Annotated in this window: 29 protein-coding genes; 18 read left to right on the top strand and 11 right to left on the bottom strand. The window is 68.5% G+C overall.

The genetic code is table 11. The features are described from left to right. Positions 1–18: 18 nt before the first annotated feature. Positions 19–477, bottom strand: coding sequence for a preQ(1) synthase (gene queF, locus ABDK56_RS05605; RefSeq protein WP_349807158.1), 459 nt, complete (start codon positions 475–477; stop codon positions 19–21). 66 nt (positions 478–543) lie between these two features. Between queF and ABDK56_RS05600 the strand changes: the two genes are divergently transcribed. Both ABDK56_RS05600 and ABDK56_RS05595 read left to right on the top strand, forming a co-directional pair. Further along, the gene (locus ABDK56_RS05600) at positions 544–849 is read left to right on the top strand and encodes a rhodanese-like domain-containing protein (RefSeq protein ID WP_349807157.1); all 306 of its coding nucleotides are present in this window, start codon (positions 544–546) and stop codon (positions 847–849) included. Positions 850–852: 3 nt separating this feature from the next. Next, positions 853–1,377 carry a sulfurtransferase gene (locus ABDK56_RS05595; RefSeq protein WP_349807156.1) on the top strand — a complete coding sequence of 175 codons (525 nt, stop codon included), beginning with the start codon at positions 853–855 and terminating at the stop codon, positions 1,375–1,377. Positions 1,378–1,380: 3 nt separating this feature from the next. On the opposite strand, the gene ABDK56_RS05590 is transcribed toward ABDK56_RS05595, so the two are convergent. Genes ABDK56_RS05590 through ABDK56_RS05565 form a run of 6 tightly spaced genes read right to left on the bottom strand, consistent with a single transcriptional unit; the run spans position 1,381 to position 7,091 of the window. Beyond that, the gene (locus tag ABDK56_RS05590; RefSeq protein ID WP_349807155.1) at positions 1,381–1,782 is read right to left on the bottom strand and encodes a hypothetical protein; all 402 of its coding nucleotides are present in this window, start codon (positions 1,780–1,782) and stop codon (positions 1,381–1,383) included. 38 nt (positions 1,783–1,820) lie between these two features. Continuing rightward, a complete protein-coding gene (locus ABDK56_RS05585) occupies positions 1,821–2,369 on the bottom strand; it encodes a winged helix-turn-helix domain-containing protein (RefSeq protein ID WP_349807154.1) in 549 nt (182 codons plus the stop codon). 25 nt (positions 2,370–2,394) lie between these two features. Next, positions 2,395–2,790 carry a DUF3035 domain-containing protein gene (locus ABDK56_RS05580; protein ID WP_349807153.1) on the bottom strand — a complete coding sequence of 132 codons (396 nt, stop codon included), beginning with the start codon at positions 2,788–2,790 and terminating at the stop codon, positions 2,395–2,397. Next, a complete protein-coding gene (gene lspA, locus ABDK56_RS05575; RefSeq protein WP_349807151.1) occupies positions 2,783–3,286 on the bottom strand; it encodes a signal peptidase II in 504 nt (167 codons plus the stop codon). The genes ABDK56_RS05580 and lspA overlap by 8 nt, the downstream gene beginning before the upstream one ends. Continuing rightward, positions 3,279–6,140 (bottom strand): isoleucine--tRNA ligase, encoded by a 2,862-nt coding sequence (gene ileS / locus ABDK56_RS05570; RefSeq protein WP_349807150.1) that lies wholly within the window; start codon positions 6,138–6,140, stop codon positions 3,279–3,281. Before ileS ends, lspA begins: the two co-directional genes overlap by 8 nt. A 24-nt stretch (positions 6,141–6,164) precedes the next feature. Next, positions 6,165–7,091 carry a bifunctional riboflavin kinase/FAD synthetase gene (locus tag ABDK56_RS05565; protein WP_349807148.1) on the bottom strand — a complete coding sequence of 309 codons (927 nt, stop codon included), beginning with the start codon at positions 7,089–7,091 and terminating at the stop codon, positions 6,165–6,167. A gap of 202 nt (positions 7,092–7,293) precedes the next feature. Here ABDK56_RS05565 and rpsM point away from each other — a divergent pair, with 202 nt between their 5' ends. The 5 genes from rpsM to ABDK56_RS05540 all read left to right on the top strand — a co-directional run bounded on the left by rpsM (position 7,294) and on the right by ABDK56_RS05540 (position 12,207). Continuing rightward, a complete protein-coding gene (rpsM, locus tag ABDK56_RS05560) occupies positions 7,294–7,662 on the top strand; it encodes a 30S ribosomal protein S13 (RefSeq protein ID WP_349807147.1) in 369 nt (122 codons plus the stop codon). Positions 7,663–7,766: 104 nt separating this feature from the next. Further along, positions 7,767–8,156, top strand: a complete 390-nt coding sequence (rpsK, locus tag ABDK56_RS05555; RefSeq protein ID WP_349807146.1) for a 30S ribosomal protein S11 — start codon at positions 7,767–7,769, stop codon at positions 8,154–8,156. Between the two features lie 94 nt (positions 8,157–8,250). Beyond that, positions 8,251–9,339 (top strand): DNA-directed RNA polymerase subunit alpha, encoded by a 1,089-nt coding sequence (locus ABDK56_RS05550; protein WP_349807144.1) that lies wholly within the window; start codon positions 8,251–8,253, stop codon positions 9,337–9,339. A 246-nt stretch (positions 9,340–9,585) separates the two neighbouring features. Continuing rightward, positions 9,586–10,002, top strand: coding sequence for a 50S ribosomal protein L17 (gene rplQ, locus ABDK56_RS05545; RefSeq protein ID WP_349807143.1), 417 nt, complete (start codon positions 9,586–9,588; stop codon positions 10,000–10,002). Positions 10,003–10,092: 90 nt separating this feature from the next. Next, positions 10,093–12,207: a prolyl oligopeptidase family serine peptidase gene (locus tag ABDK56_RS05540; RefSeq protein WP_349807141.1), complete on the top strand. Its 2,115-nt coding sequence runs from the start codon at positions 10,093–10,095 to the stop codon at positions 12,205–12,207. A gap of 3 nt (positions 12,208–12,210) precedes the next feature. Here ABDK56_RS05540 and ABDK56_RS05535 read toward each other — a convergent pair whose 3' ends face one another. The 4 genes from ABDK56_RS05535 to ABDK56_RS05520 are packed head-to-tail and all read right to left on the bottom strand — an operon-like array spanning position 12,211 to position 16,335. After that, complete coding sequence (locus ABDK56_RS05535) at positions 12,211–14,163, bottom strand: glycoside hydrolase family 125 protein (RefSeq protein WP_349807140.1); 1,953 nt, start codon at positions 14,161–14,163, stop codon at positions 12,211–12,213. 51 nt (positions 14,164–14,214) lie between these two features. Next, positions 14,215–15,069 (bottom strand): formate/nitrite transporter family protein, encoded by an 855-nt coding sequence (locus ABDK56_RS05530; RefSeq protein ID WP_349807139.1) that lies wholly within the window; start codon positions 15,067–15,069, stop codon positions 14,215–14,217. Beyond that, entirely contained in the window at positions 15,066–15,698 is a 633-nt protein-coding gene (locus ABDK56_RS05525) for a c-type cytochrome (protein ID WP_349807138.1), read from the bottom strand. The genes ABDK56_RS05530 and ABDK56_RS05525 overlap by 4 nt, the downstream gene beginning before the upstream one ends. A gap of 7 nt (positions 15,699–15,705) precedes the next feature. After that, complete coding sequence (locus ABDK56_RS05520; RefSeq protein ID WP_349807136.1) at positions 15,706–16,335, bottom strand: c-type cytochrome; 630 nt, start codon at positions 16,333–16,335, stop codon at positions 15,706–15,708. Between the two features lie 187 nt (positions 16,336–16,522). On the opposite strand from ABDK56_RS05520, the gene ABDK56_RS05515 reads away from it, so the two are divergent. The 11 genes from ABDK56_RS05515 (at position 16,523) to ABDK56_RS05465 (ending at position 25,921) form a co-directional block, all read left to right on the top strand. After that, complete coding sequence (locus tag ABDK56_RS05515) at positions 16,523–17,119, top strand: hypothetical protein (protein ID WP_349807135.1); 597 nt, start codon at positions 16,523–16,525, stop codon at positions 17,117–17,119. A 101-nt stretch (positions 17,120–17,220) separates the two neighbouring features. Continuing rightward, positions 17,221–18,792, top strand: coding sequence for a glutamine-hydrolyzing GMP synthase (guaA, locus tag ABDK56_RS05510; protein ID WP_349807133.1), 1,572 nt, complete (start codon positions 17,221–17,223; stop codon positions 18,790–18,792). 59 nt (positions 18,793–18,851) lie between these two features. Continuing rightward, positions 18,852–19,490: an alpha/beta hydrolase gene (locus ABDK56_RS05505; RefSeq protein WP_349807132.1), complete on the top strand. Its 639-nt coding sequence runs from the start codon at positions 18,852–18,854 to the stop codon at positions 19,488–19,490. After that, on the top strand, positions 19,490–19,771 hold the full coding sequence (locus tag ABDK56_RS05500) for a DUF427 domain-containing protein (RefSeq protein WP_349807131.1): 282 nt from the start codon (positions 19,490–19,492) through the stop codon (positions 19,769–19,771). Before ABDK56_RS05505 ends, ABDK56_RS05500 begins: the two co-directional genes overlap by 1 nt. Then, positions 19,768–20,103 (top strand): ArsC/Spx/MgsR family protein, encoded by a 336-nt coding sequence (locus ABDK56_RS05495; RefSeq protein WP_349807130.1) that lies wholly within the window; start codon positions 19,768–19,770, stop codon positions 20,101–20,103. The genes ABDK56_RS05500 and ABDK56_RS05495 overlap by 4 nt, the downstream gene beginning before the upstream one ends. Continuing rightward, positions 20,100–20,903 (top strand): HAD family hydrolase, encoded by an 804-nt coding sequence (locus tag ABDK56_RS05490; RefSeq protein ID WP_349807129.1) that lies wholly within the window; start codon positions 20,100–20,102, stop codon positions 20,901–20,903. Before ABDK56_RS05495 ends, ABDK56_RS05490 begins: the two co-directional genes overlap by 4 nt. A gap of 36 nt (positions 20,904–20,939) precedes the next feature. Beyond that, on the top strand, positions 20,940–21,809 hold the full coding sequence (gene panB, locus ABDK56_RS05485) for a 3-methyl-2-oxobutanoate hydroxymethyltransferase (RefSeq protein ID WP_349807128.1): 870 nt from the start codon (positions 20,940–20,942) through the stop codon (positions 21,807–21,809). A 138-nt stretch (positions 21,810–21,947) separates the two neighbouring features. Continuing rightward, the gene (locus ABDK56_RS05480; protein ID WP_349807127.1) at positions 21,948–22,661 is read left to right on the top strand and encodes a tetratricopeptide repeat protein; all 714 of its coding nucleotides are present in this window, start codon (positions 21,948–21,950) and stop codon (positions 22,659–22,661) included. A gap of 17 nt (positions 22,662–22,678) precedes the next feature. Further along, complete coding sequence (locus ABDK56_RS05475; protein WP_349807125.1) at positions 22,679–24,004, top strand: outer membrane protein assembly factor BamB family protein; 1,326 nt, start codon at positions 22,679–22,681, stop codon at positions 24,002–24,004. Between the two features lie 47 nt (positions 24,005–24,051). Further along, positions 24,052–25,416, top strand: coding sequence for a ribosome biogenesis GTPase Der (gene der / locus ABDK56_RS05470; protein ID WP_349807124.1), 1,365 nt, complete (start codon positions 24,052–24,054; stop codon positions 25,414–25,416). 34 nt (positions 25,417–25,450) lie between these two features. Then, the gene (locus ABDK56_RS05465) at positions 25,451–25,921 is read left to right on the top strand and encodes an Hpt domain-containing protein (protein WP_349807123.1); all 471 of its coding nucleotides are present in this window, start codon (positions 25,451–25,453) and stop codon (positions 25,919–25,921) included. Position 25,922 lies beyond the last annotated feature (1 nt).

The following is a 25,922-nucleotide window of genomic DNA, read 5'->3' as shown; positions in this document are numbered from 1 at the left end:
TAATCCTCCTGAAAGCGTTCAGCCCCGGCCCCGGTAAGGCGCGACGCCCTGGTCCGGCAGCCATAATCCTTCGGGCGGGAGCCCCGACTGCCAGAAGACGTCGATCGGGATTCCGCCGCGCGGGTACCAATAGCCGCCGATGCGAAGCCATTGCGGCTTCATTTCGACGAACAGCCGCTGGCCTATGCCGACGGTGCAGTCCTCGTGAAACGCGGCATGGTTGCGGAACGCGCCGAGGAACAGCTTGAGGCTTTTCGATTCGACGATCGTTGCGCCCGGCGCATAGTCGATCACCAGGTGCGCGAAGTCGGGCTGGCCGGTCACCGGGCAGAGCGAGGTGAATTCGGGCGCGGCGAAGCGCACGAGGTAGAGCGTCCCGGGACGCGGGTTGGGGACATAGTCGAGCTCGGCCGCGTCGGGAGAGGCGGGAAGCGCGCTCGCCTGGCCGAGATGCTTGGGCGAGAGGGTGTCGGTCATCGCCGCGCTCCTAGCAGCGTGGGCGCGACTGGGCTATCCTGCCGGCGCGACGCGAAAGGACAGGGCATGGGCGACTTCGTTTCGACCGAATGGCTGGCGGCCAATCTCGATCGGGCCGACCTCGTGATCGTCGATTCGACGATGTTTCTTCCCGGCACCGGGCGCGATGCCAGGGCCGAGTATGAGGCCGCGCACATCCCCGGCGCGCGCTTTCTCGACATCGCCGAGGTTGCCGACCACGACCATCCGGCCCCGCACATGCTGCCCTCGGCTTCGGCGTTCGGGGCAGCGATGGAAGCGCTCGGCATTGGGCGCGACGATTTGATCGTTGTCTACGACAATACCCCGCTCCGGAGCGCGGCGCGCGGCTGATTCATGCTTCGCCACTTCGGCGCGGGGCAGGTCGCGGTGCTCGACGGCGGGCTTGGCAAGTGGACCGCCGAGGGGCGTCCTCTCGAGCACGGAACCGCGAGCCCGCGAACAGCGCGCTTCCCCGCCGAGGCGCGTGCCGACGAGGTGGTGAGCAAGCAGCAGCTGATCAACGGCGCCGGCTTGCCGGTGGTCGACGCCCGCCCGCGCGCGCGGTTCGAGGGGCGCGAGCCCGACCCGCGCCCGGCGGTCGCCGACGGTCACATCCCTGGCGCGCGCAACCTGCCGATGGGCGAGCTCTATCGCGAGGACGGGACGCTGAGATCCGACGACGAGCTGTCGCGCGCCTTCGCGGCGGCGGGGATCGACCCGGCGCGGCCGTTCGTCGCCAGCTGCGGGTCGGGGGTCACCGCCAACTCGCTGATCCTGGCCGCGCGGCGGCTCGGCGGGCGCGACGCGCGGCTCTACGACGGCAGCTGGAGCGAATGGGGCGCCGACCCGGCAACGCCCAAGGAAATCGGCGCGAGCTAAGCCTTAGAGGCTGAACAGCAGGTCGAGGTCGTCGAGCCCGCGCCCGAGCTCGGCGCGCAGCCGGCGAAGCGCGGCGGGATTAAGCGGCTGGCCGGTGGCGGCATTGGCGGCGAGCGCCTCGAGCCCGTCGGCGGCGGCCGAGGCGGTGCGGGCCGAGCGCGCTTCGAAGGCGCGCTTGCGCGCCGCGCCGACGCTGGGCCACATCACCGCCAGCCGCGCCTCGCTGTCGCGATCGCTGGGCGGGTCGCCCGCGGCGCGTTCGACGCAGGCGAGCGCCTGGCGGATGCTGGCGAGCCGGGCGACCGCCTCGGCGTACGGACCGGCGAGAGAGGGTCCACCTGTGGCGGCGGCTTCATCCGCCAGCGGCGTCACCTGGTCGGGCGAATCGGGGATGAAGTGAATCATCCCGCCGGTTTAGGCGCCGACGGTAAAGCTTCGGTGAATCAGGCGGCCGAAGCGGACTCGAGGTCGCGCAGGATCCAGCCGCGCTGCGGGATCGTCTCGATGAACTCGGCCCCGCTGCTCGCCGAGCGGAGCTTCTTGCGCAGCTTGCTGATGAACACGTCGATGATCTTGGGCTGCGGCTGGTCGTCGGCGCGGCGGTAGAGGTGCTTCAGCAGCATCGAGCGGGTGACGACGTTGTTGCGCGCGAAAGCGAGCAGTTCGAGCACGCGATATTCCATCTCGGTGATGCCGATCGGGTGGCCGTCGATGCGGATCAGCCGCTGGACCGGGTCGACCGACAGGCGGCCGCCGCAAAGCGTTTCGGGCAGCGTCTGCCCGCTCGCCTTGAGGCTGGCGAGAAGTCGCGAGGCGGCTTCCTCATTTTCCTCGGCCGAAAGGGTGACCGGCGAGCCGATGAGCGCCTGCTGCACCTCGGCGATCGCGGCGTGGGCGTCCTCGACCAGCCGCTGGCCTTCCTCGAACCGGCGGCGCGACCTCTCGAGCATCGATTCGATCTCGACCAGGCGGGCGGAAAGCGTGTCGCTCATGCGGTCGTGGCCCCCTCTTCGATGCTTATTGCGCCGAGGCGATGCTGGTGTTGCCCTGCTGCGCGGCGAGGACGGTCAGCGTGTAGGCGCCCTTGTCGACGACGCGGGTCTGTTCGTCCCCGGCGGTCGACCGCGCGCCCTCGATGGTCCGGTCGCGACCGGCCTTTTCGAGGATCGTGCGCTCGATCTCGCTGCGCGGCGAGGGGCCGCCGAACAGCGCGTCGATCGCCTGCTGCTGCGCCTGTTCGGCCGACAGGGTTGTGGTGCCGACCGTCGGCGGGGTCAGCGAGAAGTCGGGCGGGATCACCAGCGGGGCGTTGCGCGCGACCGAGAATTCGTCGAGCGGGGCGCTCCGGTGCGCACAGGCGCCCAAGGTCAGCACGCTCGAGGCGGCGAGGGCGAGGAAAAGGGCCTTACGCATGGGTAGTCTCCGTGTTCGCCGGCTTCTTATGCACGAAGACGGCCCGAATGAGTAGGATGGCGACGCCGATGCTAATCGCGGCGTCGCTGACATTAAAGACCAAAAAGGGTCGCCACTCGCCGAAGTGAAGGTCGAGGAAGTCGGTGACGAACCCCTGGCGCGCGCGGTCGAGGATGTTGCCGAGCGCCCCGCCGAGGATCATCGCCAGCGCGATCCGCTCGCCCGGCGCGTCTTCGCGGCGGATCCACCAGGCGACGCCGATGGCGATCGCGGTGGTGGCGGCGACCAGCAGCCAGCGCCCGGTATCGCCGTCGGCATGGAGATAGCCGAGGCTGATCCCGCGATTCTCGACATAGGTCAGGTTGAAGATCGGCAGCAGCACCTTCTGGTCGCCGAGCGCGCGAACGCCGAGCGGCCCGGTGACCAGCCACTTCGACAGCTGGTCGACCGCGAAGACGATGAGGGCGAAAATATAGGCCCCGCGCTTGCTAGTCATTCACTACCCCCTCGCAGCGATCGCACAGGTCGCCGTCTTCGGTCACTTCGGGCAAATGCCGCCAGCAGCGGCCGCACTTGTGATGCGCGGTCTTGTGGGCAACCGCACCGACCGATCGATCGGCATTCCATGACACTTCCCGCAATTCGAAGGGATTCCCTTGGGTGACGTTGACTTCGCCCGAGATGAACAACTCAGAAAGAAATCCCTCATTGGAATCGATGAGCTGGAGGATATCACCTTGGCTCATCACTTCGGAAGGGACGAGCGTAATCGCCGCTTCAAGAGAAGATCCGATCACTTTGTCTCGCCTAGCACCCTCTGCCGCGAGAAACGCAACCTCGCGAAGCTTCCGGAGCCTGTCCCACTTACTGACTAACTCTTCGTCCATGACGCTTTCGAAGGCATGCCATTCGAGCAGGTGGACGCTGCCGCCGTCGGGAAAACGCGTGCCCCACACTTCCTCGGCGGTGAACACCAGCACCGGCGCGGCCCAGCGGACCAGCGCGTGGAACAGCGTGTCGAGGACAGTGCGATAGGCGCGGCGCTTATCCGTCTGGAACCCCGTCGCCGGGTTCACATCGCAGTAGAGGCAGTCCTTGCGGATATCGAAGAAGAAGGCGCTGAGGTCGTTGTTGCAGAAGTCGGTGAGCGCGCGGGTGTAGTCGTTGAAGTCGTAGTCCTCGACCGCCTTGCGCATCCGCCGGTCGAGCTGCGCGAGCAGGACGAGCATGTAGCGTTCGAGCTCGGGCATCGCCTCGGGTGCGACCTTCTCGCTCTCGTCATACCCGTCGAGCGCGCCGAGCAGGTAGCGGAAGGTGTTCCTGAGCTTGCGATACTGGTCGGCGACCCCGTTGAGGATTTCTTTGCCGATCCGGTGATCCTCGGTGAAGTCGACGCTCATCGCCCACAGACGGAGGATGTCGGCGCCGAAGTCGCGCATCAGGTCGAGCGGGCTCACCGTGTTGCCGAGCGACTTGGACATCTTCATGCCCTTGGCGTCCATGGTGAAGCCGTGGGTCAGCACCTCACCGTAGGGCGCACGGCCGCGGGTGCCGCAGCTTTCGAGCAGCGAGGACTGGAACCAGCCGCGATGCTGGTCGGAGCCTTCGACATAGATGTCGGCGGGCCAGCGCAGGTCGGGCCATTCGCCGCTTTCGAGGACGAAGGCATGGGTGCAGCCGCTGTCGAACCAGACGTCGAGGATGTCGCGCTGCATCTCGTAATCGGCGGCGTCGTGGTTGTTGCCGAGATATTCCTGCGCACGCGCCTCGTCCCACGCGTCGACGCCTTCCTCGCGGACGGCGGCGACGATTCGGGCGTTGACCTCGGGGTCGACCAGCAGTTCGCCGGTCCCGCGGTGGACGAACAGCGCGATCGGCACGCCCCACGCGCGCTGGCGGGAAATCACCCAGTCGGGGCGGCCCTCCACCATGCTGGCGAGGCGGTTGCGGCCCTTTTCGGGGACGAAGCGGGTGTCGGCGATCGCCTTGGTGGCGCGCTCGCGGAGCGTGCCGCCGTCCTGCGCGCGGTCCATGGCGATGAACCACTGCGGGGTGCAGCGGTAGATGACCTTGGCCTTGCTGCGCCACGAATGGGGGTAGCTGTGGTGGTAGTCGGCGCTGGCGGCGAGGAGCGCCCCTGCGTTTCCGAGATCGCTACAGATGGGGCCATCGGGGGCGTTGAACCTGGGGTTGATGACGCTGCCCTGGCCGCCGAGCCAGGCCCAGTCCTCGCGGTACTTGCCGTCGCCCTCGACCGCGAAGACGGGGTCGATGCCGTTCGCCTTGCACAGGTCGAAGTCGTCCTCGCCATGGTCGGGCGCCAAGTGGACGAGGCCGGTGCCGCTGTCGGTGGTGACGAAGTCGCCGGGGAGGAACGGGCGGGGCTTGGCGAAGAAGCCGCCGAGCTTGTGCATCGGGTGGCGGGCGATGGTGCCGGCGAGATCGGAGCCTTTGCCCTGCCACTCGATATCGGCATAAGATTCGTAGCCGAGCCGCTGATAGAGATCAGTCTCTTCGAGCAGTTTCTTCGCGACCAACAGTTGCTGTCCGCCGCGCTCTCCGAGCAGCACGTAATCTAAATCCGGCCCATAGGCGATCGCCTGGTTGACCGGAATCGTCCACGGCGTCGTCGTCCAGATAACGGCTTGGGCGCCGACTAGGGCGGGCACCCGAGGTGCCTCGACGATCTCGAACGCGACGTCGATCTGGGTCGAGACGATGTCCTCATACTCGATCTCGGCCTCGGCCAGCGCGGTCTTTTCGACCGGGGACCACATCACCGGCTTGGCGCCGCGATAGAGCTGGCCGCTCTCGGCGAACTTCATCAGCTCGGCGACGATCGTCGCTTCCGCCGCCGGGGCCATGGTGAGGTAGGGATGGTCCCAGTCGCCGCCGATGCCGAGCCGGCGGAACTGCTCGCGCTGCACCCCGACCCAATGCTGGGCATAGGCGCGGCACTCGGCGCGGAATTCCTTCGCCGGCACCTCGTCCTTGTTCCGCTTCTTCTTGCGGTACTGCTCCTCGATCTTCCACTCGATCGGCAGGCCGTGGCAGTCCCAGCCGGGCACGTAGGGCGCGTCCTTGCCGAGCAACGTCTGGGTGCGGACGACCATGTCCTTGAGCGTCTTGTTGAGCGCGTGGCCGATGTGGATGTCGCCGTTGGCGTAGGGCGGGCCGTCGTGGAGGATGAACTTTTCGCGGCCCTTGCGGGCGGCGCGCAGCTGTCCCTCGAGGTCCTCGTCGATCCAGCGCTCGAGGATGACCGGCTCCTTGGCGGGGAGGCCGGCCTTCATCGGGAAATCGGTCTTCGGCAGGAAGACGGTGTCTCTGTAATCGCGCTTGTCGGACATTGGGCGAGGGCCTTAGGCGAGCCTCTACCCGGCGGCAAGCAGCGCGCGGGCCTGTTCCTCGTCGCGGGCAATCTGTGCTTTCAACGTGGCGAGGTCGCGGAAGGCCGCTTCGGGGCGCAGGTAATGGAGGAGCGCGACGTCGATCGTCCGGCCGTAAAGATCGCCGCGCCAGTCGAAGATGTAGGTTTCGAGCAGTTCCTTCGGCGGATCGAACATCGGGCGCACGCCGAGGTTAGCGACCCCGGGATGCTCGCTGCCGTCGTCCAGCGTCAAGCGCACCGCGTAGATTCCGTAGGCGGGGCGAAGATAGTGGCCGAGCTCGACATTGGCGGTCGGCCAGCCGAGTTCGCGCCCGCGCTTGTCGCCGTGGACCACCTCGCCGCGGATCGTGAATGGGCGGGTGAGCAGGCGGGTGGCGGTGTGCGGATCGCCAGCCTGGAGCGCGGTGCGGATCCGGCTCGACGACACCGGCTCGCCCTCCAATGCGATCGGGGCGACCGCCTCGGCGACCAGCCCGCGCAGGGCGCCCAGCGCGCGTAAGGAAGCGGCGTCGCCGGCGCGGCCCTTGCCGAAGGTGAAGTCCTCGCCGGTGACGACCCCGCTCGCGCCGATCCGCGTGGCGAGCAGGTCGACGAAGCCGTCGGCGCTGGTCCCGGCCATCGCGGCGTCGAAGCCGAACACCAGCATCGCGTCGGCCCCGGCATGGGCGAACAGCCCCTCGCGCTGGTCGAGCGTGGTGAGGCGGAACGGCGGGGCGTCGGGGCGGAAGTGGCGCACCGGGTGCGGATCGAAGGTGGCGACGATGGCGGGCTTGCGCTCGTGCGCGGCGCGCTGGACCGCGCGGCCGACCACCGCCTGGTGGCCGAGGTGAAAGCCGTCGAAATTGCCGAGCGCGACCACCGCGCCGCGAAGCGCGTCGGGGATCGGCTGGTCGAGGCTGAGGCGCTCCATCGCAGCCCACCGCTTAACGGCAATCGGTTCCAAGTCCAGACGGTTGACTCTGACGAGCGTCGCCCATAGATGGCGTCCATCCCGTTTTACCGGTTCCCGGCGGCGCAGCTGTGCGCGCGCCGTTTTTCCGTTGAGACGGGTCGATGCTTTGAGATGGGGCGGCGTGAAGCCCGCCCTGTGGAGCTTGGGAGAATATCGCTTCATGGCACGTATCGCGGGCGTCAACCTGCCCACCAACAAGCGCGTGGTGATCGCGCTCCAGTACATCCACGGCATTGGCCAGGCCAAAGCCAAGGAAATCACCGAAAAGCTGTCGATCTCGCCGGAACGCCGGGTCCAGGATCTGTCGGACCAGGAAGTGCTCCACATCCGCGAGACGATCGACGCCGACTACACCGTCGAGGGCGACCTTCGCCGCGAGACGGCGATGAACATCAAGCGGTTGATGGACCTCGCCTGCTATCGCGGCCTTCGCCATCGCAAGGGCCTGCCGGTCCGTGGCCAGCGCACGCATACCAATGCGCGCACCCGCAAGGGCAAGGCCAAGCCGATCGCCGGCAAGAAGAAGTAGCAGCAACAGTCCGGGGGACTGGTCCGTCACTATTTCTCCGCCGGATGGCGTGACGAGAGGTGCGGAACGGAAGACCGGTTAGCTTTTCGGAATAGGAACTACGAATGGCACAAGCACCCCAGCGTCTTCGCCGTCGCGAGCGCAAGAATATTTCGGCCGGCGTCGCGCACGTCAACGCCAGCTTCAACAACACGATGATCACCATCACCGACGCGCAGGGCAACGCGATTGCCTGGTCGTCGGCGGGCATGATGGGCTTCAAGGGCAGCCGCAAGTCGACCCCTTATGCCGCCCAGGTCGCCGCCGAGGACGCGGGCAAGAAGGCCGCCGAACATGGCGTCCGCACGCTCGAGGTCGAGGTCAAGGGCCCGGGGTCGGGCCGCGAGAGCGCGCTTCGTGCGCTCCAGGCGGTCGGTTTCCAGATCACCTCGATCCGCGACGTCACGCCGATCCCGCACAACGGGGTCCGGCCGAGCAAGCGCCGCCGCGTCTAACGATTTCGGCCGAAGCGATGCTTTGGTCGGGATCGAACAAAAGTTTCCAACAGGAGCCCGCGGGACGCCGCCGCTCCGCTGCCAGGGATGAAAAATGGCCGTCAACGCAAAGAATTGGCAGGAACTGAAGAAGCCCAACGCGCTTGAGCGCAAGGGCGGCACCGACACGCGCCGCAAGGCCTCGTTCGTCGCCGAACCGCTCGAGCGCGGGTTCGGCATGACGCTCGGCAACTCGCTTCGCCGGGTCCTGCTGTCGTCGCTGCAGGGTGCGGCGGTGACCTCGATCAAGATCGACGGCGTGCTCCACGAATTCTCGAGCCTCGCCGGGGTGCGCGAGGACGTCACCGACATCATCCTCAACATCAAGCAGGTCGCGCTGAAGATGGAGGGCGAAGGCCCCAAGCGGCTGCACCTGTCGGCGACCGGCCCGGGCGAAGTGACCGCCGGCCAGATCGTCTGCCCGGCCGACATCGAGGTGACCAACCCCGATCTCGTCATCTGCCACCTCGACCAGGGCGCGACGCTCAACATGGAACTGACCGCGACCACCGGTAAGGGCTATGTCGCCGCGGCCAACAACCGCCCGGCCGACGCGCCGATCGGCCTGATCCCGGTCGACAGCCTGTTCAGCCCGGTCCGCCAGGTCGCCTACAAGGTCGAGAACACCCGCGTCGGGCAGGAGCTTGATTACGACAAGCTGACGCTGACGGTCGATACCGACGGCACCGTCTCGCCCGAGGACGCGCTCGCCTATGCGGCGCGGATCCTGCAGGACCAGCTCAGCCTGTTCGTCCACTTCGACGACAGCATGGTCCGTTCGTCCCCGTCGGCGATGATCGGCGGCGCGGGCGCCTCTGCCGGCGGCATGGGCGGCGAGGCGGGCGGCGTCCCGACCGACACCAACCAGCTCAACCGCTACCTGCTCAAGAAGGTCGACGAGCTCGAGCTGTCGGTGCGCAGCGCCAACTGCCTCAAGAACGACAACATCATCTACATCGGCGACCTGGTCCAGAAGACCGAGGCCGAGATGCTCCGGACGCCGAATTTCGGCCGCAAGAGCCTCAACGAGATCAAGGAGGTCCTGAGCTCGATGGGCCTGCGCCTCGGCATGGACATCCCCGGCTGGCCGCCCGAGAACATCGAGGAAATGGCGAAGAAGCTCGAACAGGAATTGCTCGGCTGACGCCGAGCCGAAGGGAGCGATCGCGAAAGCGATCGCACACTTCGGCGAAGAGACGCAGCGAGCCGGCCGACAGGTCGCGAAGCGAGCCTGATCGACGTCACGGGGTTAACCCCCGTGACGGCCTCGCCGGAAGAAACACGAGTCCCCACCACCGGGTCTCGACCAACGGGTTAAGGGGCGGTCCCGCGAAAATCGCCTGCCCGGGGTTACCTTGCACGGACCCCCGACGAACGAAGGAAGAATATCATGCGTCATCGCGTTGCCGGTCGTAAGCTGCAGCGGACTTCGGCCCACCGCGCCGCCCTGTTCCGGAACATGGCCGCCGCGCTCATCAAGCATGAGCAGATCACAACCACGCTGGCCAAGGCGAAGGAGCTTCGCCCCTATGTCGAGAAGCTGGTGACTCTGGCCAAGAAGGGCGGGCTGTCGAACCGTCGCCTCGCCCATGCGCGGCTGATGGACGCGGCGCAGGAAGCCAAGCTGTTCGAGGTTCTGGCCGATCGCTACGCGGGCCGCGCCGGGGGTTATACCCGCGTGATCAAGGCGGGCATCCGCCAATCGGACGCCTCGCCGATGGCGGTGATCGAGTTCATCGACCGCGACACGAGCGCCAAGGGTCAGGATTCGGGTCCGGTGCTGGTCGACGAGGACGTCGAGGCGTAACGCCGGCACGGGCGTTTGCCGCCGATTGAAAAGTGAAAGGCGTCGGCTAGGTTGCCGGCGCCTTTTTCTTCGTTCGATCAGGGGAAATCCATGCGCCCGACCGTCGCCGTCCTGCTAGCCTGCGCCATCGCCATGCCGACCAGCCTCTCCGCCCAGCCGATCGCCTATCCGCCCGCGCGGACCGTCACGCAGGTTGACGATTATTCGGGGACGAAGGTCGCCGACCCTTATCGCTGGCTGGAAAACGACGTCCGCAACGACAAGGAGGTCGAGGCGTGGGTCGCGGCGCAGGGCGCGCTGACCCAGTCGGTGCTGGCGAAAATGCCGCTCCGCGACTGGTTCAAGGCCGAGATGACGCGGCTGTTCGACTATGAGCGCTACAACCTGCCGGTAAAGCGCGGGGCGGCCTATTTCTATCGGCACAACACGGGCCTTCAGAACCAGTCGCTGCTGTTCGTCCGCGACGGCCTCGACGGCAAGCCGCGGCTGCTGATCGACCCCAACGGCTGGTCTAAGGACGGGGCGACCGCGCTGGCCGAATGGACTCCGAGCGAGGACGGGCGGCTGCTCGCCTATTCGATTCAGGACGGCGGGACCGACTGGCGGACGGTGCGGCTGATCGACGTGGCGAGCGGCAAGCCGCTGCCCGACGAGCTCAAGTGGCTCAAATATAGCGGCGACGTCGCCTGGGCAAAGGACGGCAGCGGCTTCTATTATTCACGCTATCCCGCCCCGGCCGCGGGCGAGACCTTCCAGCAGTCGACGCTCAACCAGAAAATCTACTTCCACCGTCTCGGCACCGCGCAGGAGGCCGACCGGGTGGTCTACGCGACCCCGGCGCAGCCGAAGCTCAACCATGGCGCGATCGTCACCGACGACGGGCGCTACCTCGTGGTCGTCAGCTCGGACGCGGGCGACGAGAACGACGTCCATGTGATCGACCTCGCCAAGCCGGCCGCGAAGCCGGTCGCGCTGTTCACCGGGCTCAAGCACCAGTGGCAGTTCCTCGGTAACGAAGGCACGCGCTTCTATTTCGTCACCGACAAGGACGCGCCCAATCGCAAGATCGCGACCGCCGACCTCGCCCGGCCGACCGCGCCCGCGCGCACGCTCATTCCCGCCGGGCCGATGTCGATCGACTCGGCCTCGCTGGTCGGCGGGCGACTGGTGCTCGGCTACCTGAAGGACGCCAGCAGCGAGGCGCAGATCTACACACTCGGCGGCAAGCGCCAGTCGGTCGTCGCGCTGCCTGGGCTGGGGACGGTCAGCGGGTTCGGCGGCAAGGCCGACGATCCCGAGACGTTTTTCGCCTTCACCAGCTACAACCAGCCCGGCGCGATCTACCGGCTCGACGTCCATACCGGGCAGGAAAGCGTCTGGGCTCGGACCAAGACGACGTTCGACCCGGACAGCATTTCGGTCGCCGAGACCTTTTACAAGTCGAAGGACGGGACGCGGATCCCGCTGTGGATCGTCAAGCGCAAGGACGTCACCGGCCCCGCGCCGACGATGCTCTACGGCTATGGCGGGTTCGACATTTCGCTGACCCCCAGCTTCAACCCGGCGAACCTCGCCTGGGTTGAGCGGGGCGGGGTGTTCGCGCTCGCCAACCTGCGCGGTGGCGGCGAATATGGCACCGCGTGGCACGACGCGGGCAAGCTCGCGAAGAAGCAGAACGTGTTCGACGACTTCATCGCCGCGGGCGAGTATCTGAAGGCCAGCGGCATCTCGACCCCGCACGGCCTGTCGGCGATCGGCCGGTCGAACGGCGGGCTGCTGATCGGCGCGACCACCAACCAGCGCCCCGACCTGTTCGACGCGGTCAGCCCCGGGGTGGGGGTGATGGACATGCTGCGATTCGACCAGTTCACCGCCGGGCGGTTCTGGGTCGGCGACTATGGCTATCCCGAAAAGCCCGCCGATTTCAAAACGCTCTACGCCTATTCGCCCTATCACAACATCCGCGGCGGGCGCGCCTATCCGCCGCTGATCGCGGTGACCGCCGACACCGACGACCGGGTCGTGCCCGGGCACACGTTCAAATATATGGCGCGCTTGCAGCACACCCCCGGCGTCGGCGAGGAACCGCACATCGTCCGGATCGAAACGCGGGCGGGGCATGGCAGCGGCAAGCCGATCAGCAAAACGATCGACGAATATGCCGACGTCTACGCCTTCCTCGCCTATTACACCGGGCTCAAATAGGGGTCAGCGGGGCCGGGCCGGACGGTCCGGTTCGTCGATGCAGTATCGGGCGCAGATCGCGTGGGCGACGTAGCCCGCGGCGGTAGCGAAGGCGCGTCCCTGCTGGTCGGCGATCGCGGTGTCGGGCTTGATCCCCTCGGTGATGATCCCCCCATCCCACGGGCTGGCTTTCAGGATGGCGAGCGCGCGGGCGCGACCGCGATCGAGCGCGAGGTGGTCCGCCACCGCCCACGAGGTGGTGAACGGGAGGCGGTAGCTGCCCGGCAGCCCGAACGGCTGGTCGGCATAGGCGAACAAATAGTTGCGCGAATGGAGCCAGTCGTAGGTGCGCCGGAACAGCGGGTCGTCCTCGCGAAGGAAGCCGAGCGCGGGCAGCTTCATCAGCGAGCCCGGCGGCACGTCGACGAAGTCGCTGCCGCTGGCATCGACCGTCGCGGCGAGGATCGAACCGGTGGCGCCGGGGGCGCCGTTGCGGACTCCGTGCCGCAGGATCGCGGCCTTCAAGGCCGCCGCCTCGCGAATGAACCGCGCTCCGTCGCCCGCCCGCCCGTCGCGCCGCGCGATCGCGGCCAGGTCCTTCAGGGCGCGCCACGCGACGACATTGTCGTAGATCGAGAAGGGCTTTCGGACATATTCGTCCTGCGCGTCCTGGAAAGTCGAATAGAGCCCCATGTCGGGATCGCGCCGGGCCGCCAGCCGCGCGGCGAGATCGTCGATCGAATCTCGGTAGCGCGCGAGGACCGAGCGATCCCCGGTCCGCTCGAGGTAGGATTCGAGCCCGAGAATCGGGGCGGCCAGCTCGTCGAGCTCGAACCCGTCCTCGAGCACCACGCCGTCGATGAAGCGGCTGTGGACCCCGGCGTTGCGCGCCTGCAGGCCGAGCGCGACGTCGAGCGCCTGCCGGGCGCGTGCCGGGTCGCTGTCGAGCAGCCCCGGCAGGCTCCACAACATCGCGTCGCGGTCCCAGTAGGCGGCCGAGACATAGTAGCGGTTGCTGCGCGAGGTCATGCCGACGAACTGGTCGGTGTCGAGCGTTCGGCCCCAGGCGAAATAGGTGGTGAACAGCAGGTTGCGGTTCATGATCCGGTCGAGCGTCGGGTCGCCGGTGGTCCGCGTGCGGCGGTGCGCATCGTCGGCGGCCTGGGCGATGACCCCGTCGATCCCGTAGCGGTCGATCGCCTTGTTGAGCACCCGCATCGCATAAGCCGCGCTATATTCCTCGAGCCCGACGCCGATCAGGAAATGGGTGTCGAGCGTCTGTCCGGGTGCGAGCGTCGCCGCGCGCCTGGCGGTAAGGCCCGGCTCCGCCCCGTCGCGAAGCACGCCCTTCGCGCCGACGTAGGCGAAGCCCCAGGCGAAATGGGTGTCGTCGGTGCCGTAGCGGAAGATCTCCATGTCGCTGTCGATCGGGGTCGGCGACATCGACCGTTCGCCCTTCAGCGGCTCGGGCGAGTAGGTGACGCGGTTGGTCCGCCCCCACGCGACGTCGGCGCCGGGCGCGACCTCGATCGGGGCGGCGGAGACGTTCGTCACCTCGATTCGCATGATCGCCGCGCGGCTATCGGGCGGAACGGCATAGGTCAGCGCGACGCGAAGCCCGCCCGCCTCCATCGTCCCGGTCGGGATCCAGTAATCGCGCAGCGTCCATTTGAGGTTCGCCAGCGGCCGCCTTACCCCGCCGACCTCAATGAACGGCGTGATCAGCGGTTTTCCGGCCGGCCCGGCATATTCGATCAGCCCGCGATAGCGCATCGAGGTGACGTTGACCGTGTCGAGCGCGCCGTCGCCCGCGCGGATCGAAGGAAGGGCGAGCCAGTCGTTGGCGGTCGGGATGACGTCGTCGGCCTTGAGCTCGAGCGCGACCGATCGCGGCGCCTCGGGCTTTGCGGCGGGCGCTGGCGAGGTGGCGGCGAGGAACGACCCGGCGAACACGGCGGCGCGGAAGAAGCGGCTCATGCGGACGGCTTATCGCCGAACGGCCGCGAGACCAACGGCGATGTCGCGCGTTCAGAGTTCCTTGCTGACCTGCGCGTGGGCGAGGACCGCGAACAGCCCGGTGCCGCCGACGATGTTGCCCGCCAGCGTTGGCAGGGTGAAGGTGAAGATGACGAAGCCGAGCCCGCGCTCGCCGGTAGTCATCAGCAGCCACGCCTCGGCCGAGCCGGCGATGACATGGCTGAACCCGCACAACGCGATCAGCGAGGTCATCAGGATGATGATCCAAAATTCCTGGCCGCGCGCGTTGGGGAGCACCCAGGCGATGGTCGCGAGGATGAAGCCGGCGGGAATGCCGAGGGTAAAGGCGTCGAGCGCGCCGTGCGCTTCGAGATGGCGCGAGATGTCGACCATCGCGGCGACCTGTTCGGGGCTGACCAGCCCGGCGAACGGGATGATCGCGGCGACCAGCAACGTGCCGATCGAATTGGCGAGGAACACCGTCGCCCATAGCCTCAGCGTCAGCCCAAGGTTTCGCGCTGTCGGCTCGGTCGCGGTCGGAAGCACCGCGGTGACGGTCGATTCGGTGAACAGCTGGAGCTTGCCGAGGATCACGACGAGGAAGCCGACCGAGTAGCCGAGCGCTGCGATCGCCGGGCGCCACGGCGTGTCGGGCAGCTTCATCATCAGCGCCGACTGGGCGATCAGCGACATCCAGATCGATACGCCCCCGGCGATCCCGGACCAGATCAGCGAGGCGAGCGGGCGTTCAAGCTCCTCGACGCCTTGGAGGCGGATGACTTCGTGGACGACCTTGGCGGGGGGCGACTTGCGCGCCTCGACCTCGTGCCGTTCGTCCTTGGTAAGGGCGTCGGACTTGCCTGCCGAGACCTTCGATTCGGCCGACGAGCGCGGCGCCTTTCTCACCGGGCCGCTTGCCGAACCTGGACCGCTGGCCGCGCCTGGACCGGTACCGGGGGCTGGGCGGCGTACCAGGCGGCGACCGCGTCGATCTGCGCCGGGGTCAGTCCGCGCGCGATCGCGGTCATCGGGTTGTCGCCGCGCGCGGTCGAGCCGCGGCCGTCGCCGGCGAACAACCGCATCTGGTTGGCGATATACCACGCCGACTGACCCTCGAGCCGCGGATAGGCCTTGCCAGTCCGCGCGGTGGCACCATGGCAGCTGGCGCAGGCGCCGATGCCCTTGGCCGATTCACCGCGAAGCGCGACCGCCTCGCCGAGCGCGGTCGGCGCGGGCGGGTTGGCATCGGCGCGTCGACGCGGTTGCGACGCATAATATTTGGCGAGCGCGTTGATCTGTTGCGGCGAGAGCTGTGAGGCCATGATCTGCATGTAGGCGCTCCGCCGGGTCCCCGCGGCAAAGGCGTAGAGCGTGTCGCGAAGGTAGGTCTCGTCCTGCAGCGTCAGGTTGGGGAAGACCCCGCCGCCGCCGCCGTCCTTGCCGTGGCACGAGGCGCAGGCGGCGACCGGCGTGCCCTTCAGCGCGATGTCCTCGAACCCGTAGTTGGCGCGGGTGTAGGCTGATTCGCCTGGCACCTCGCTATTATGCATCTCGTACGGGCGCGACGGCGGGGTGGCGCCGTAAGGGGTCGGGGCCCCGGTCGCCGGGGGGGGGCCCCACCCCGGCGGGCGGCGGGCCGCCCCCCCCCCCCCCCCCGCGGAACTGGTCGCCGCTCATCTTCGGCTGAGCGCGCAGATAGGCGACGAGGTGCCAGACCTCGTCGTCGCGGCCATCGGCGGGCCAGCCGGGCATGGCGCTGTACTTCACCCCGTGGCGAACGATCCAGAACAGCTGCGACGGGCTGTACTGGCGCGTGACGGCGGGCAGGTACTGCGGGCGCGGGGTCATCGACAGCGCGACCGGGTTCTGGCCGAGCCCCGGCGCGCCGTGGCAGTGCGCGCAGGTCCGCGAATAATAGAGCGCCCCGGCCTGGATGCGGATCGGCGAATCGAGGTCGGCGGGGGGTTTGATGTCGTCGGCGTGGAAGGCGGTCGAGCGCTTGAACACGAAGTGGAGCAGGTCGGCCCATCCTTCCGGATGCGGGGTGGTCGCGGTCAGGTTGAGCACGCCGCTGACGATCACCGCCACCGCCAGCAGGCCCCCGGCAATCCCCAGCGCGAGCAGCGGTCCGATCCACTGGCGAAGATGCGGGGGGAAGAGATAGCGGAGCACGAAGGCGCTAAGCCCCCGCAAGCGTGAAAGGTTCCTCGTCCGCCGCAATTCGTTTCGGCGTGACAACATCACATCCTGACTATTTCGCGAACGAATCGTTCAGCGGGAATGCAGCCCAAATCGACCATAGGCGTTGGGGTGGGCAAGGCCGCCGTTGCGGCAGCCAGTATCAACAGGAGTGTTTGCCATGAAGGCTTTTGCGAAATTGCTGATCGCCGGCGCGGCGACGGTCGCGGTGGCGGCCCCGGCGGCGGCCCAATATTATCCTGGCTACGGCTATGGCTATAACAACGGCGGCAACGTCGTCGGCCAGATCATCAACAGCGTGCTCGGCTACGGCCAGTATCCGTATGGCAATTATGGCTATGGCCAGCCGATGTACATGAACAGCCAGGCGGCGATCAACCAGTGCGCCCGCGCGGCCGAGCAGCGTCTCGGCGGCGGCTATGGCGGCTATGGCGGTTACGGCAGCTACGGCGCCTATGGCTATGCCGGCGGTCAGGCCCGCGTGCTCGGCATCACCTCGGTCCAGATCCGCAGCGGCAACGCGCTGCGCATCCACGGGGTGGCCAGCTCGGGCCGCAGCTATGCCCGCCCGTTCGGCTACGGCAGCTATGGCTATAACAGCAACTATGGCGTTCCCGACGTCGGCTTCACCTGCAAGGTGGACGGCTATGGCCGGATCGTCGACCTCGGCTTCGACCGCAATTACAGCGGCTATGCCGGCCCCTATGGCGACAACGGCGGCTACGGCAACAATTACGGCGGCTATCCGCGCTACTAAGCGCCGATGACCGACGCGAAAGGAGCGCGCGTCCCCAGGCGGGGCGCGCGCTTTTTCGTGCGGCGGTTGCGTGGGGCCCGCCGCCTGACTATCGCCCGGCCATGACGGCCCAGCACCCCGATTCCATCCTCATCGTCGACTTCGGCAGCCAGGTCACCCAGCTGATCGCGCGACGGGTGCGCGAGGCGGGGGTCTATTCCGAAATCGCCCCGTTCAGCCAGGCCGAGGCGGCCTATGCGCGGATGCAGCCCAAGGGCATCATCCTGTCGGGATCGCCCGCCGGGGTCCCCGAGGAAGGAAGCCCGCGCGCGCCTCAGATCCTGTTCGACAGCGGGCTGCCGATCCTCGGCATCTGCTATGGCCAGCAGGTGATGAGCCACCAGCTCGGCGGGCGGGTCGAAGCGGGCAAGGATGGCGAATGGGACGGCGAGTTCGGCCGCGCCTTCCTGACCGTCACCGAGGATTGCGCGCTGTTCGACGGGCTGTGGCAGGTCGGCGAGCGGCACCAGGTGTGGATGAGCCACGGCGACAAGGTCACCGAGTTCGCGCCCGGCTTCCGAATCGTCGCGACCAGCGATGGCGCTCCCTTCGCGGTGATCGCCAACGAGGAACGGCGTTATTACGGTACCCAGTTCCACCCCGAGGTCGCGCATACCCCCGACGGGGCGAAGCTGATCGCGAACTTCGTCCACAAGGTGTGCGGCCTGAAGGGCGACTGGACGATGGCCGCCTACCGCGACACCAAGGTCGCCGAGATCCGCGAACAGGTGGGGTCGGGCCGGGTGATCTGCGGCCTGTCGGGCGGGGTCGACAGCAGCGTCGCGGCGATCCTGATTCACGAGGCGATCGGCGACCAGCTGACCTGCGTGTTCGTCGATCACGGGCTGCTCCGGCTGAACGAGCGCGAGCAGGTCGAGCGGCTGTTCCGCGACCATTACAACATCCCGCTGGTGGTGGTCGACGCGAGCGAGCGGTTCATGGCGGGCTTGGCGGCCGTCACCGACCCCGAGAAGAAGCGCAAGTTCATCGGCGGCGAGTTCATCGCCGTATTCGAGGAGGTGGCGAAGAAGCTCGGCGGCGCCGAATTCCTGGCGCAGGGCACGCTCTACCCCGACGTGATCGAAAGCGTCAGCTTCACAGGCGGGCCGTCGGTGACGATCAAGAGCCACCATAACGTCGGCGGCCTGCCCGAGCGGATGAACATGAAGCTGGTCGAGCCGCTTCGCGAGCTGTTCAAGGACGAGGTCCGGCTGCTCGGGCGCGAGCTTGGGCTCGACGAGGCGTTCGTCGGGCGGCACCCCTTTCCCGGGCCGGGGCTGGCGATCCGCATCCCCGGCGAGGTCACGCGCGAGCGCTGCGACATCTTGCGCAAGGCCGACGCCATCTACCTCGACGAGATCCGCAGCGCGGGCCTGTACGACGCGATCTGGCAGGCGTTCGCGGTGCTGCTGCCGGTCAAGACGGTCGGCGTGATGGGCGACTACCGGACCTACGACAGCGTCTGCGCGCTTCGCGCGGTGACCAGCGTCGACGGGATGACCGCCGACATCTACCCGTTCGACGCCGGCTTCCTCAGCCGCGTCGCGACCCGTATCATCAACGAGGTCAAGGGCATCAACCGCGTGGTCTACGACTATACGTCGAAGCCGCCGGGCACGATCGAGTGGGAGTGACCGGGCCGAAGCGGGCCGGGGGTCCGATTCGGCCCGGTCACCCGGCCGACAGGCCGTAAGTGAGCGACATACACATCGTCTTCGCCGCCGGGCGCGGCGGGGCGCCGCGGCGGCACGCGGCGCTGATCGAGCGGATCGAGGCGGCGGGGATCGGCGTGTCCGCGCCCGATTTCCCGATGCTGGCGAACCAGAGGCCCACCGCACAGGAATTGACCGCACGCGCCGAGGCGCTGGCCGAGGCGATTGCGGCGGCGCCGGCTGGCGCGCCCGTCGTCGGGGTCGGACATTCGATCGGCGCGACATTGCTGCTGGCGCTGGCGGGCGGGCAGATGTGGCTCGACCGGTCGGGACCGCTGCCGTCGCCGCGAAGCGCGCGGCTGGTCGGGCTGGTGCTGCTCGCCCCGCCGGTCGGCTTCTTCGGTGCGCCGGGGGCGGTCGAGCGGGTCGCGCTGCCGCTGATGTTCCGCGTCGGTGCGGTCGATACGCTGACCCCGCCCGCGGCGCTGTTAGAGCTGGTGGAGCGGTTGCGGCCGCGCTGCCCGGTCGATTACGCGGTGCTGCCCGACGCCGGTCATTTCGCCTTCATGGACGTCGCCCCGCCGGGACACGAGGCCGAGGTCGCGGCGAGCGCCCAACTTCGCGCGGGCCTTGCCGGCGAGATCGTGCGTTTCGCGCGGGACATCGAAGGAGCCCAATGATGGTCAAGGCAATGTGGAACGGCGAGACGATCGCCGAGAGCGACGACACGATCGTGGTCGAGGGCAATCATTATTTCCCGCGCGCCGACGTGGCGATCGACAAGCTCGTCCCCTCCGACACGCACAGCCATTGCCCGTGGAAGGGCGAGGCCTCCTATTATTCGGTGCGCGCAGGCGGCGCCGAGAACCGCGACGCGGCCTGGTATTATCCCGAGCCGAAGGAGGCAGCGAGCCAGATCAATGACCGGATCGCCTTCTGGAAGGGTGTCGAGGTCGCGTGATCACGCTCCACGGCATCGCCAACTGCGACACGGTGAAAAAGGCGCGGACCGCGCTTCCCGATGCCGCCTTCCGCGACTTCAAGAAGCAGGCGCCGAGCGGGGCCGAGCTGGCGCGCTGGGCCGACGCGGTCGGCTGGGAGGCGCTGCTCAATCGCAAGGGCACGACCTTTCGCGCGCTGTCCGAGGCGGACAGGGCGGGCCTCGACCGCGACCGCGCGCTGGCGCTGATGGAAGCGCAGCCGAGCCTGATCAAGCGCCCGGTGATCGACGACGGCGCGACGGTGACCGTCGGCTGGACTCCCGAGGCGCGGGCGGCGTGGGGCGCGGCATGATCCGGCTGCTCGTTTCCGACATCGACGGGACGCTGGTCCGGACCGACAAGACGTTGAGCGAGGCCAATATCGCGGCCATCGCGCGGGCGCGGGCGGCGGGCCTTCGCGTCAGCCTGGTCAGCGCGCGACCGCCGAGCGGGATGCGCTGGATCGCCGAGGCACTCGGGCTCGACGGGCCGATCGGGGCGTTCAACGGCGCGACGCTGTTCGAGCCCGACGGGCGGGTGATCTCGGCCGAGCGGATCGCGGCCGGCGCGGCCGCACGCGCGCTCGACATCATCGAGTCGAGGGGGGCGAAGCCGTGGCTGTTCGCCGACGGCAAATGGTGCGTCCACGACACCGACACCCACCATATCGCGCACGAGGTCAAGGCGGCGGGGATCGAGCCGACGGTGCTGGCCGACTTCGGCGATCTCGTGCGGCGGGCCGACAAGATCGTCGCGGTCGACGACGACGAGGCGCGGCTGGTCGCGACCGAGGCGGCGCTCCAGGCGGCGCTCGGGCACGACGCGACGGTCGCCCGCTCGCAGGTCTATTACTGCGACGTGATGAGCCCGGGCGGGAACAAGGGCGACGGCGTCACCGCGCTGGCGAAGGCCTATGGCGTGACGCTCGCCGAGGTCGCGGTGCTCGGCGACCAGCGCAACGACCTGCCGATGTTCGCGGTCGCCGCGCTGAGCGTCGCGATGGCGCAGGGGCCGGCCGAGGTCCGCGCCGCCGCCACCCATGTCGCCGCCTCGAACGACGCGGACGGGGTGGCCGACGCGATCGATCGGTTCGTGCTTCCCGCCGCCCGCTAGCTTGCGCCGCCGGGGCGGCGGGGGCAGACAGCGCGGATGAGCACCTTCACCATCGACAGCGCGACCAGCCGCGCCACCCCGACCCCGGTGCCGGGCAAGCGGATGACCGTCCCCGCGATCCGCGCGCGCAAGGCGGGCGGGACGAGCGCCGAGCCGCTGGTGATGCTGACCGCCTACACGATGCGCACCGCGCAATTGCTCGACCCGCATTGCGAGATGCTGCTGGTCGGCGATTCGCTTGGGCAGGTGATCTACGGGCTGCCCTCGACGGTGCCGGTGACGCTCGAGATGATGTGCGCCCACGGGGCGGCGGTGGTGCGCGGCTCGTGGCACGCGCTGGTGGCGGTCGACATGCCGTTCGGAAGCTACGAGGGCTCGCCCGAACAGGCGTTCGCCAGTGCGGCGCGGGTGATGAAGGAAACCGGCTGCGCGGCGGTCAAGCTCGAGGGCGGGGAGGCGATGGCGCCGACGGTCGAGTTCCTCACCCGTCGCGGGATCCCGGTGATCGGCCATGTCGGGCTGACCCCCCAGGCGGTCAATGTCCTCGGCGGCTACGGGGCGCGTGGCAAGAGCGAGGCCGAGGCGGCCAAGATCGTCGGCGATGCGAAGGCGGTGGCCGACGCGGGGGCCTTCTGCGTTGTGGTCGAGGGCGTCATCGAAAGCATCGCCGACGCGGTGACGAAGGCGATTGGGGTGCCGACCATCGGCATCGGCGCGTCGGCCAATTGCGACGGGCAGGTGCTGGTGACCGAGGACATGCTCGGGCTGTTCGAGCGGACCCCGCGGTTCGTGAAGCGCTACGCCGACCTGGCGAGCGAGATCGGCGCGGCGGCGGCGGCCTATCGCGACGAGGTGCGCGCGCGCGCCTTTCCGAGCGCCGAGCAGGTCTATCGCGCCAAGCCCTGAACCGGTCCCGGCGCGGCGACCCCCTTTGCCTTTGCCGCCGCTTTCGCTAGACGATCCGCCGCCAGCTTCCGTTCATCCGGGGTGGAAGAGGAAGCAAGCGCTGGCGCCGCACCCCGTGACAGTTGATTGAGGATCGATTTGGCCCTTCCCCCATCCGACCATGACGAAGCCTTTCTGCGCGAAGTCGACGAAGGCGTTCGCCGCGACGAAATGGAGGCGAAGGCCAAGCGCTACGGACCGCAGGTGGTCGGGGCGTCGATCGTCCTGATCGCGGCGGCGGGCGGTTTCCTGTTCTGGCAGGACCATCAGCGCAAGCTGGCCGCCGACGACACCGCGGCGCTGAGCCAGGTGCTCGACCGCGCCGGGGCGGGCGACGTCGCGACCGCCGCGACCCAGCTGGTGCCGCTGACCAAGTCGTCGAGCGAGGGCGTGAGCGCCGAGGCGCGGCTGACGCAGGCCGCGCTGCTGCTCCAGAAGAACGATTCGAAGGGCGCGTCGGCGATCTACCAGGCGGTGGCGGCGGACAAGGACCTTGCCAAGCCGTATCGCGACCTCGCGCTCGTGCGGGCGACGCAGATCGATTATGATTCGCTCAAGCCCGACGAGGTGATCGCGCGCCTCGCGCCGCTGACCAAGCCGGGCGAGCCCTTTTTCGGGTCGGCCGGGGAAATGACCGGGATGGCGATGATCGCCAAGGGGCAGCGCGCGCAGGCCGGCCAGCTGTTCGCCCAGATTGCCGGGGACAAGACCGTCCCCGACACGCTTCGTTCGCGGGCGGTGCAGGTCGCGGGCTCGCTTGGCGTCGACGCCAGCGCCTCGATGCCCGACACCGCCGCCGCGCCCGCCTCCTGACAGAAATGAGAGCCAAGATGAGCCACCGCCGAGCGATTGCCCTGACCCTCAGCCTGGCCCTGCTGGGCGGCTGTTCGGTGATCCACAAGGGCAAGCCCCGCATCACGCCGACCGTCGGCGAGCGGATCGACGTGCTGACCAACGACATCGACTACACGATCGACCCGGCGACGATGGCGCTGCCCTATGCGCCGGTCGAGGCGGTCGCCAACGCCGACTGGGGCCAGCCCGGGGGCAATGCGCAGCACCTTCTGCAGGCGGTCGCGCTGCCCGACCGGGTCAGCCAGGCGTGGTCGGTGTCGATCGGCCAGGGCAACGCCAAGGGCGAGCGGCTGGGCGCCGGCCCGGTGGTCGCGGGCGGCAAGGTGTTCACCATCGATACCCAGTCGGTGGTCAAGGCGTTCGACGTGCGCAACGGCGGGCTCCTGTGGTCGCGCCAGTTCGGGACCGAGAAGCGCGGCAACGCCTCGCTCTACGGCGGCGGCGTGTCGACCGACGGCACCCATGTCTATGCGACCAACGGGCTCGGCTTCGTCACCGCGCTCGACGCGGCGACCGGCAAGGCGCTGTGGCAGGTCAAGCCCGGCGGGCCGCTGCGCGGGGCGCCGACGCTCGACAATGGCGCGGTCTACGTCACCAGCCAGGACAGCCAGCTCTACGCGCTCGACGCGGGCACCGGGAAGACCAACTGGAACGCGGCGGCGGCGGTCGAGATCGCGGCGGTGTTCGGCGCGGGCTCGCCCGCTTCGGGCCGCGGGACGATCATCGCCGGTTTCCCCTCGGGCGACCTCAACGCCTATCGCTACGAGAACGGGCGCGAGGTGTGGCAGGACGCGCTGACCCGCACCTCGATGTCGACCGGGGTCGCCGACCTCAGCGACATCGATGCCTCGCCGGTGATCGACGACAACATGGTCTACGCCTTCGGGCTCGGCGGGCGGCTGGTCGCGCTCGACATCCTGAGCGGGCAACGGACGTGGGAACTGCCGATGGGCGGGATCGCGACCCCGTGGGTCTCGGGCGACTGGCTGTTCGCGATCAACGACAAGGCGCAGGTCGTGTCGGTCAACCGCACGACCGGCAAGATCCGCTGGATCCGCCAGCTGCCCAAGTGGGCGAACGAGAAGAAGAAGAGCGGCCAGGTCTTCTACGTCGGCCCGGTGCTGGCGGGCAACCGGCTGATCGTGACCGGGACCAACGGCGCGCTGATCAGCGTCGATCCGGCGAGCGGCAACATCCTCGGCCAGCAGGCAGTGCTCGGCTCGGTTCGGTTCCAGCCGGTGGTTGCGGGCGGGACGCTTTACCTGTTGACCGATACCGGGCGGCTGCTCGCCTATCGCTAGGCGAAGGTTGACGCTGGCGTGAGGCGCGGGCAGGGCAATTGGTGCCCATGCCCCGCCCAACGCTCGCCATCGTCGGCCGACCCAATGTCGGCAAATCGACCCTGTTCAACCGGCTGGTCGGCAAGCGCGTCGCGCTGGTCGACGACCGTCCCGGCGTCACCCGCGACCGGCGCGAGGGCGAGGGCAAGCTGCTCGACCTCAGCTTCCGGGTGATCGACACCGCGGGGTTCGAGGACGAGGACCCGTCGAGCCTTCCCGGCCGGATGCGGCGGCAGACCGAGGCGGCGGTGCACGACGCCGACGTCGCCTTGTTCCTGATCGACGGGCGCGAAGGCGTCACCCCGCTCGACGAGGAAATCGCGCGCTGGCTGCGATCGTCGGATACGCCGGTGATCGTCGCCGCCAACAAGGCCGAGGGACGCGCGGGCGAGACCGGGCGGCTCGAGGCCTATGGGCTGGGGCTGGGCGAGCCGTTCGCGCTGTCGGCCGAGCATGGCGAAGGGCTGGTCGACCTGTTCGAGGCGGTGCTGCCGTTCCTCGACCGCGACGAGGACGAGGTGCTCGAGGAGGTCGGCGAGGGCGAGGAGAAGCCGCTCGGCCCGCTCAAGCTGGCGATCGTCGGGCGGCCCAACGCGGGCAAGTCGACGCTGGTCAACAAGATGATCGGCGAGGAACGGATGATCACCGGGCCCGAGGCCGGGATCACCCGCGACAGCATCACCATCGACTGGCAGCACCAGGGCCGCGCGGTGCAACTGGTCGACACTGCGGGCCTCAGGAAGCGCGCCAAGGTCGACGACAAGCTGGAGAAGCTGTCGGCGATGGACACCCGCCGCTCGATCGACATGGCCGAGGTGGTGGTGCTGCTGCTCGACGCGACCCGCGGGCTCGAGGCGCAGGACCTGCGCATCGCCGACCAGGTGTTCGAAGAAGGCCGCGCGCTGGTGCTCGCGCTCAACAAGTGGGACGTCGCCGAGGGTGCGTCGGCGCTGTTCAACGGGATCAAGGCGGCGCTCGAGGAAGGGCTCAGCCAGGCCAAGGGCGTGCCGCTGCTGACCGTGTCGGCCAAGACCGGCAAGGGCATCGACGCGCTGGTCGAGGCCTGCTTCGTAGTTCGCGAGCAATGGAACCGGCGCGTGTCGACCGGCGAGCTCAACCGCTGGTTCGAGCGCGCGGTCGAGGCCAATCCGCCGCCCGCGCCGGGGGGCAAGCGGATCAAGCTGCGCTACATCACCCAGGTCAAGGCGCGGCCGCCGAGCTTCGTCATTTTCGGCACGCGGGTCGACCAGCTGCCGATGAGCTACCAGCGCTATCTCACCAATTCGCTGCGGCGCGATCTCGACATGGGGCCGGTGCCGATCCGGCTGACGCTGCGCGCGTCGAAAAATCCCTACGGGACGAAAGGGCAATAACGGCTCCTTTACCCTTTGCGGGCTAGCAGGGGGCGTGAACCATTATTCGCCCGACCTGCCGAACGCCGGCCCGCTGCCCCCTGCCGCCCTGGTGGACTGGGTCCATTTCGAAAAGTCGCGCGGCGAGCTCGGCCCGGGCTTCATCCGCATCCTCGGCTATTATAGGGAGGACGGGGTCAAGAGCCTCGAGGCGATCGACGCGGCGATGCGCGAGCATAACACCGTCGCGCTGGTGCTTCCGGCGCACACGCTGAAGGGCGAATCGCGCCAGTTCGGGGCCGAGGCGGTCGCCCGCGTCGCCGAGAAGATCGAGGACGTCGCGCGCTTCGCGATCGAGCAGCAGCGCTTTCCCGACGAGCTGGTCCCCGACGTGGTCGAGCTTCGCCGGCTGTGGCAGGGCACGATCGAGGCGCTCGACCAGGCGGTCAACCCGCTGATGAGCCGCGGCGCCCAGGGCGGCGGCTTCGGCAAGAAGGTCACCAACCAGAGCTTCGGGCGGATCTGAG

Source organism: Sphingomonas sp. ASV193, assembly GCF_040203355.1.
Classification (GTDB): Bacteria; Pseudomonadota; Alphaproteobacteria; order Sphingomonadales; family Sphingomonadaceae; genus Sphingomicrobium.
Note: the sequence above shows the minus strand (reverse complement) of the source record. Positions and strands in the feature narration are given on the sequence as shown.

What these genes read in the sequence shown, in the direction of transcription:
- ABDK56_RS05475 (WP_349807125.1), top strand. Translation starts at nt 22,679, where the DNA reads ATGAGCCACCGCCGAGCGATTGCCCTGACCCTCAGCCTGGCCCTGCTG.
- panB (WP_349807128.1), top strand. Translation starts at nt 20,940, where the DNA reads ATGAGCACCTTCACCATCGACAGCGCGACCAGCCGCGCCACCCCGACC.
- rpsM (WP_349807147.1), top strand. Translation starts at nt 7,294, where the DNA reads ATGGCACGTATCGCGGGCGTCAACCTGCCCACCAACAAGCGCGTGGTG.
- ABDK56_RS05565 (WP_349807148.1), bottom strand. Translation starts at nt 7,091, where the DNA reads ATGGAGCGCCTCAGCCTCGACCAGCCGATCCCCGACGCGCTTCGCGGC.
- ABDK56_RS05515 (WP_349807135.1), top strand. Translation starts at nt 16,523, where the DNA reads ATGAAGGCTTTTGCGAAATTGCTGATCGCCGGCGCGGCGACGGTCGCG.
- ABDK56_RS05540 (WP_349807141.1), top strand. Translation starts at nt 10,093, where the DNA reads ATGCGCCCGACCGTCGCCGTCCTGCTAGCCTGCGCCATCGCCATGCCG.
- lspA (WP_349807151.1), bottom strand. Translation starts at nt 3,286, where the DNA reads ATGACTAGCAAGCGCGGGGCCTATATTTTCGCCCTCATCGTCTTCGCG.
- rpsK (WP_349807146.1), top strand. Translation starts at nt 7,767, where the DNA reads ATGGCACAAGCACCCCAGCGTCTTCGCCGTCGCGAGCGCAAGAATATT.
- ABDK56_RS05580 (WP_349807153.1), bottom strand. Translation starts at nt 2,790, where the DNA reads ATGCGTAAGGCCCTTTTCCTCGCCCTCGCCGCCTCGAGCGTGCTGACC.
- ABDK56_RS05595 (WP_349807156.1), top strand. Translation starts at nt 853, where the DNA reads ATGCTTCGCCACTTCGGCGCGGGGCAGGTCGCGGTGCTCGACGGCGGG.
- der (WP_349807124.1), top strand. Translation starts at nt 24,052, where the DNA reads ATGCCCCGCCCAACGCTCGCCATCGTCGGCCGACCCAATGTCGGCAAA.
- rplQ (WP_349807143.1), top strand. Translation starts at nt 9,586, where the DNA reads ATGCGTCATCGCGTTGCCGGTCGTAAGCTGCAGCGGACTTCGGCCCAC.
- queF (WP_349807158.1), bottom strand. Translation starts at nt 477, where the DNA reads ATGACCGACACCCTCTCGCCCAAGCATCTCGGCCAGGCGAGCGCGCTT.
- ABDK56_RS05500 (WP_349807131.1), top strand. Translation starts at nt 19,490, where the DNA reads ATGGTCAAGGCAATGTGGAACGGCGAGACGATCGCCGAGAGCGACGAC.
- ileS (WP_349807150.1), bottom strand. Translation starts at nt 6,140, where the DNA reads ATGTCCGACAAGCGCGATTACAGAGACACCGTCTTCCTGCCGAAGACC.
- guaA (WP_349807133.1), top strand. Translation starts at nt 17,221, where the DNA reads ATGACGGCCCAGCACCCCGATTCCATCCTCATCGTCGACTTCGGCAGC.
- ABDK56_RS05550 (WP_349807144.1), top strand. Translation starts at nt 8,251, where the DNA reads ATGGCCGTCAACGCAAAGAATTGGCAGGAACTGAAGAAGCCCAACGCG.
- ABDK56_RS05535 (WP_349807140.1), bottom strand. Translation starts at nt 14,163, where the DNA reads ATGAGCCGCTTCTTCCGCGCCGCCGTGTTCGCCGGGTCGTTCCTCGCC.
- ABDK56_RS05590 (WP_349807155.1), bottom strand. Translation starts at nt 1,782, where the DNA reads ATGATTCACTTCATCCCCGATTCGCCCGACCAGGTGACGCCGCTGGCG.
- ABDK56_RS05490 (WP_349807129.1), top strand. Translation starts at nt 20,100, where the DNA reads ATGATCCGGCTGCTCGTTTCCGACATCGACGGGACGCTGGTCCGGACC.
- ABDK56_RS05600 (WP_349807157.1), top strand. Translation starts at nt 544, where the DNA reads ATGGGCGACTTCGTTTCGACCGAATGGCTGGCGGCCAATCTCGATCGG.
- ABDK56_RS05585 (WP_349807154.1), bottom strand. Translation starts at nt 2,369, where the DNA reads ATGAGCGACACGCTTTCCGCCCGCCTGGTCGAGATCGAATCGATGCTC.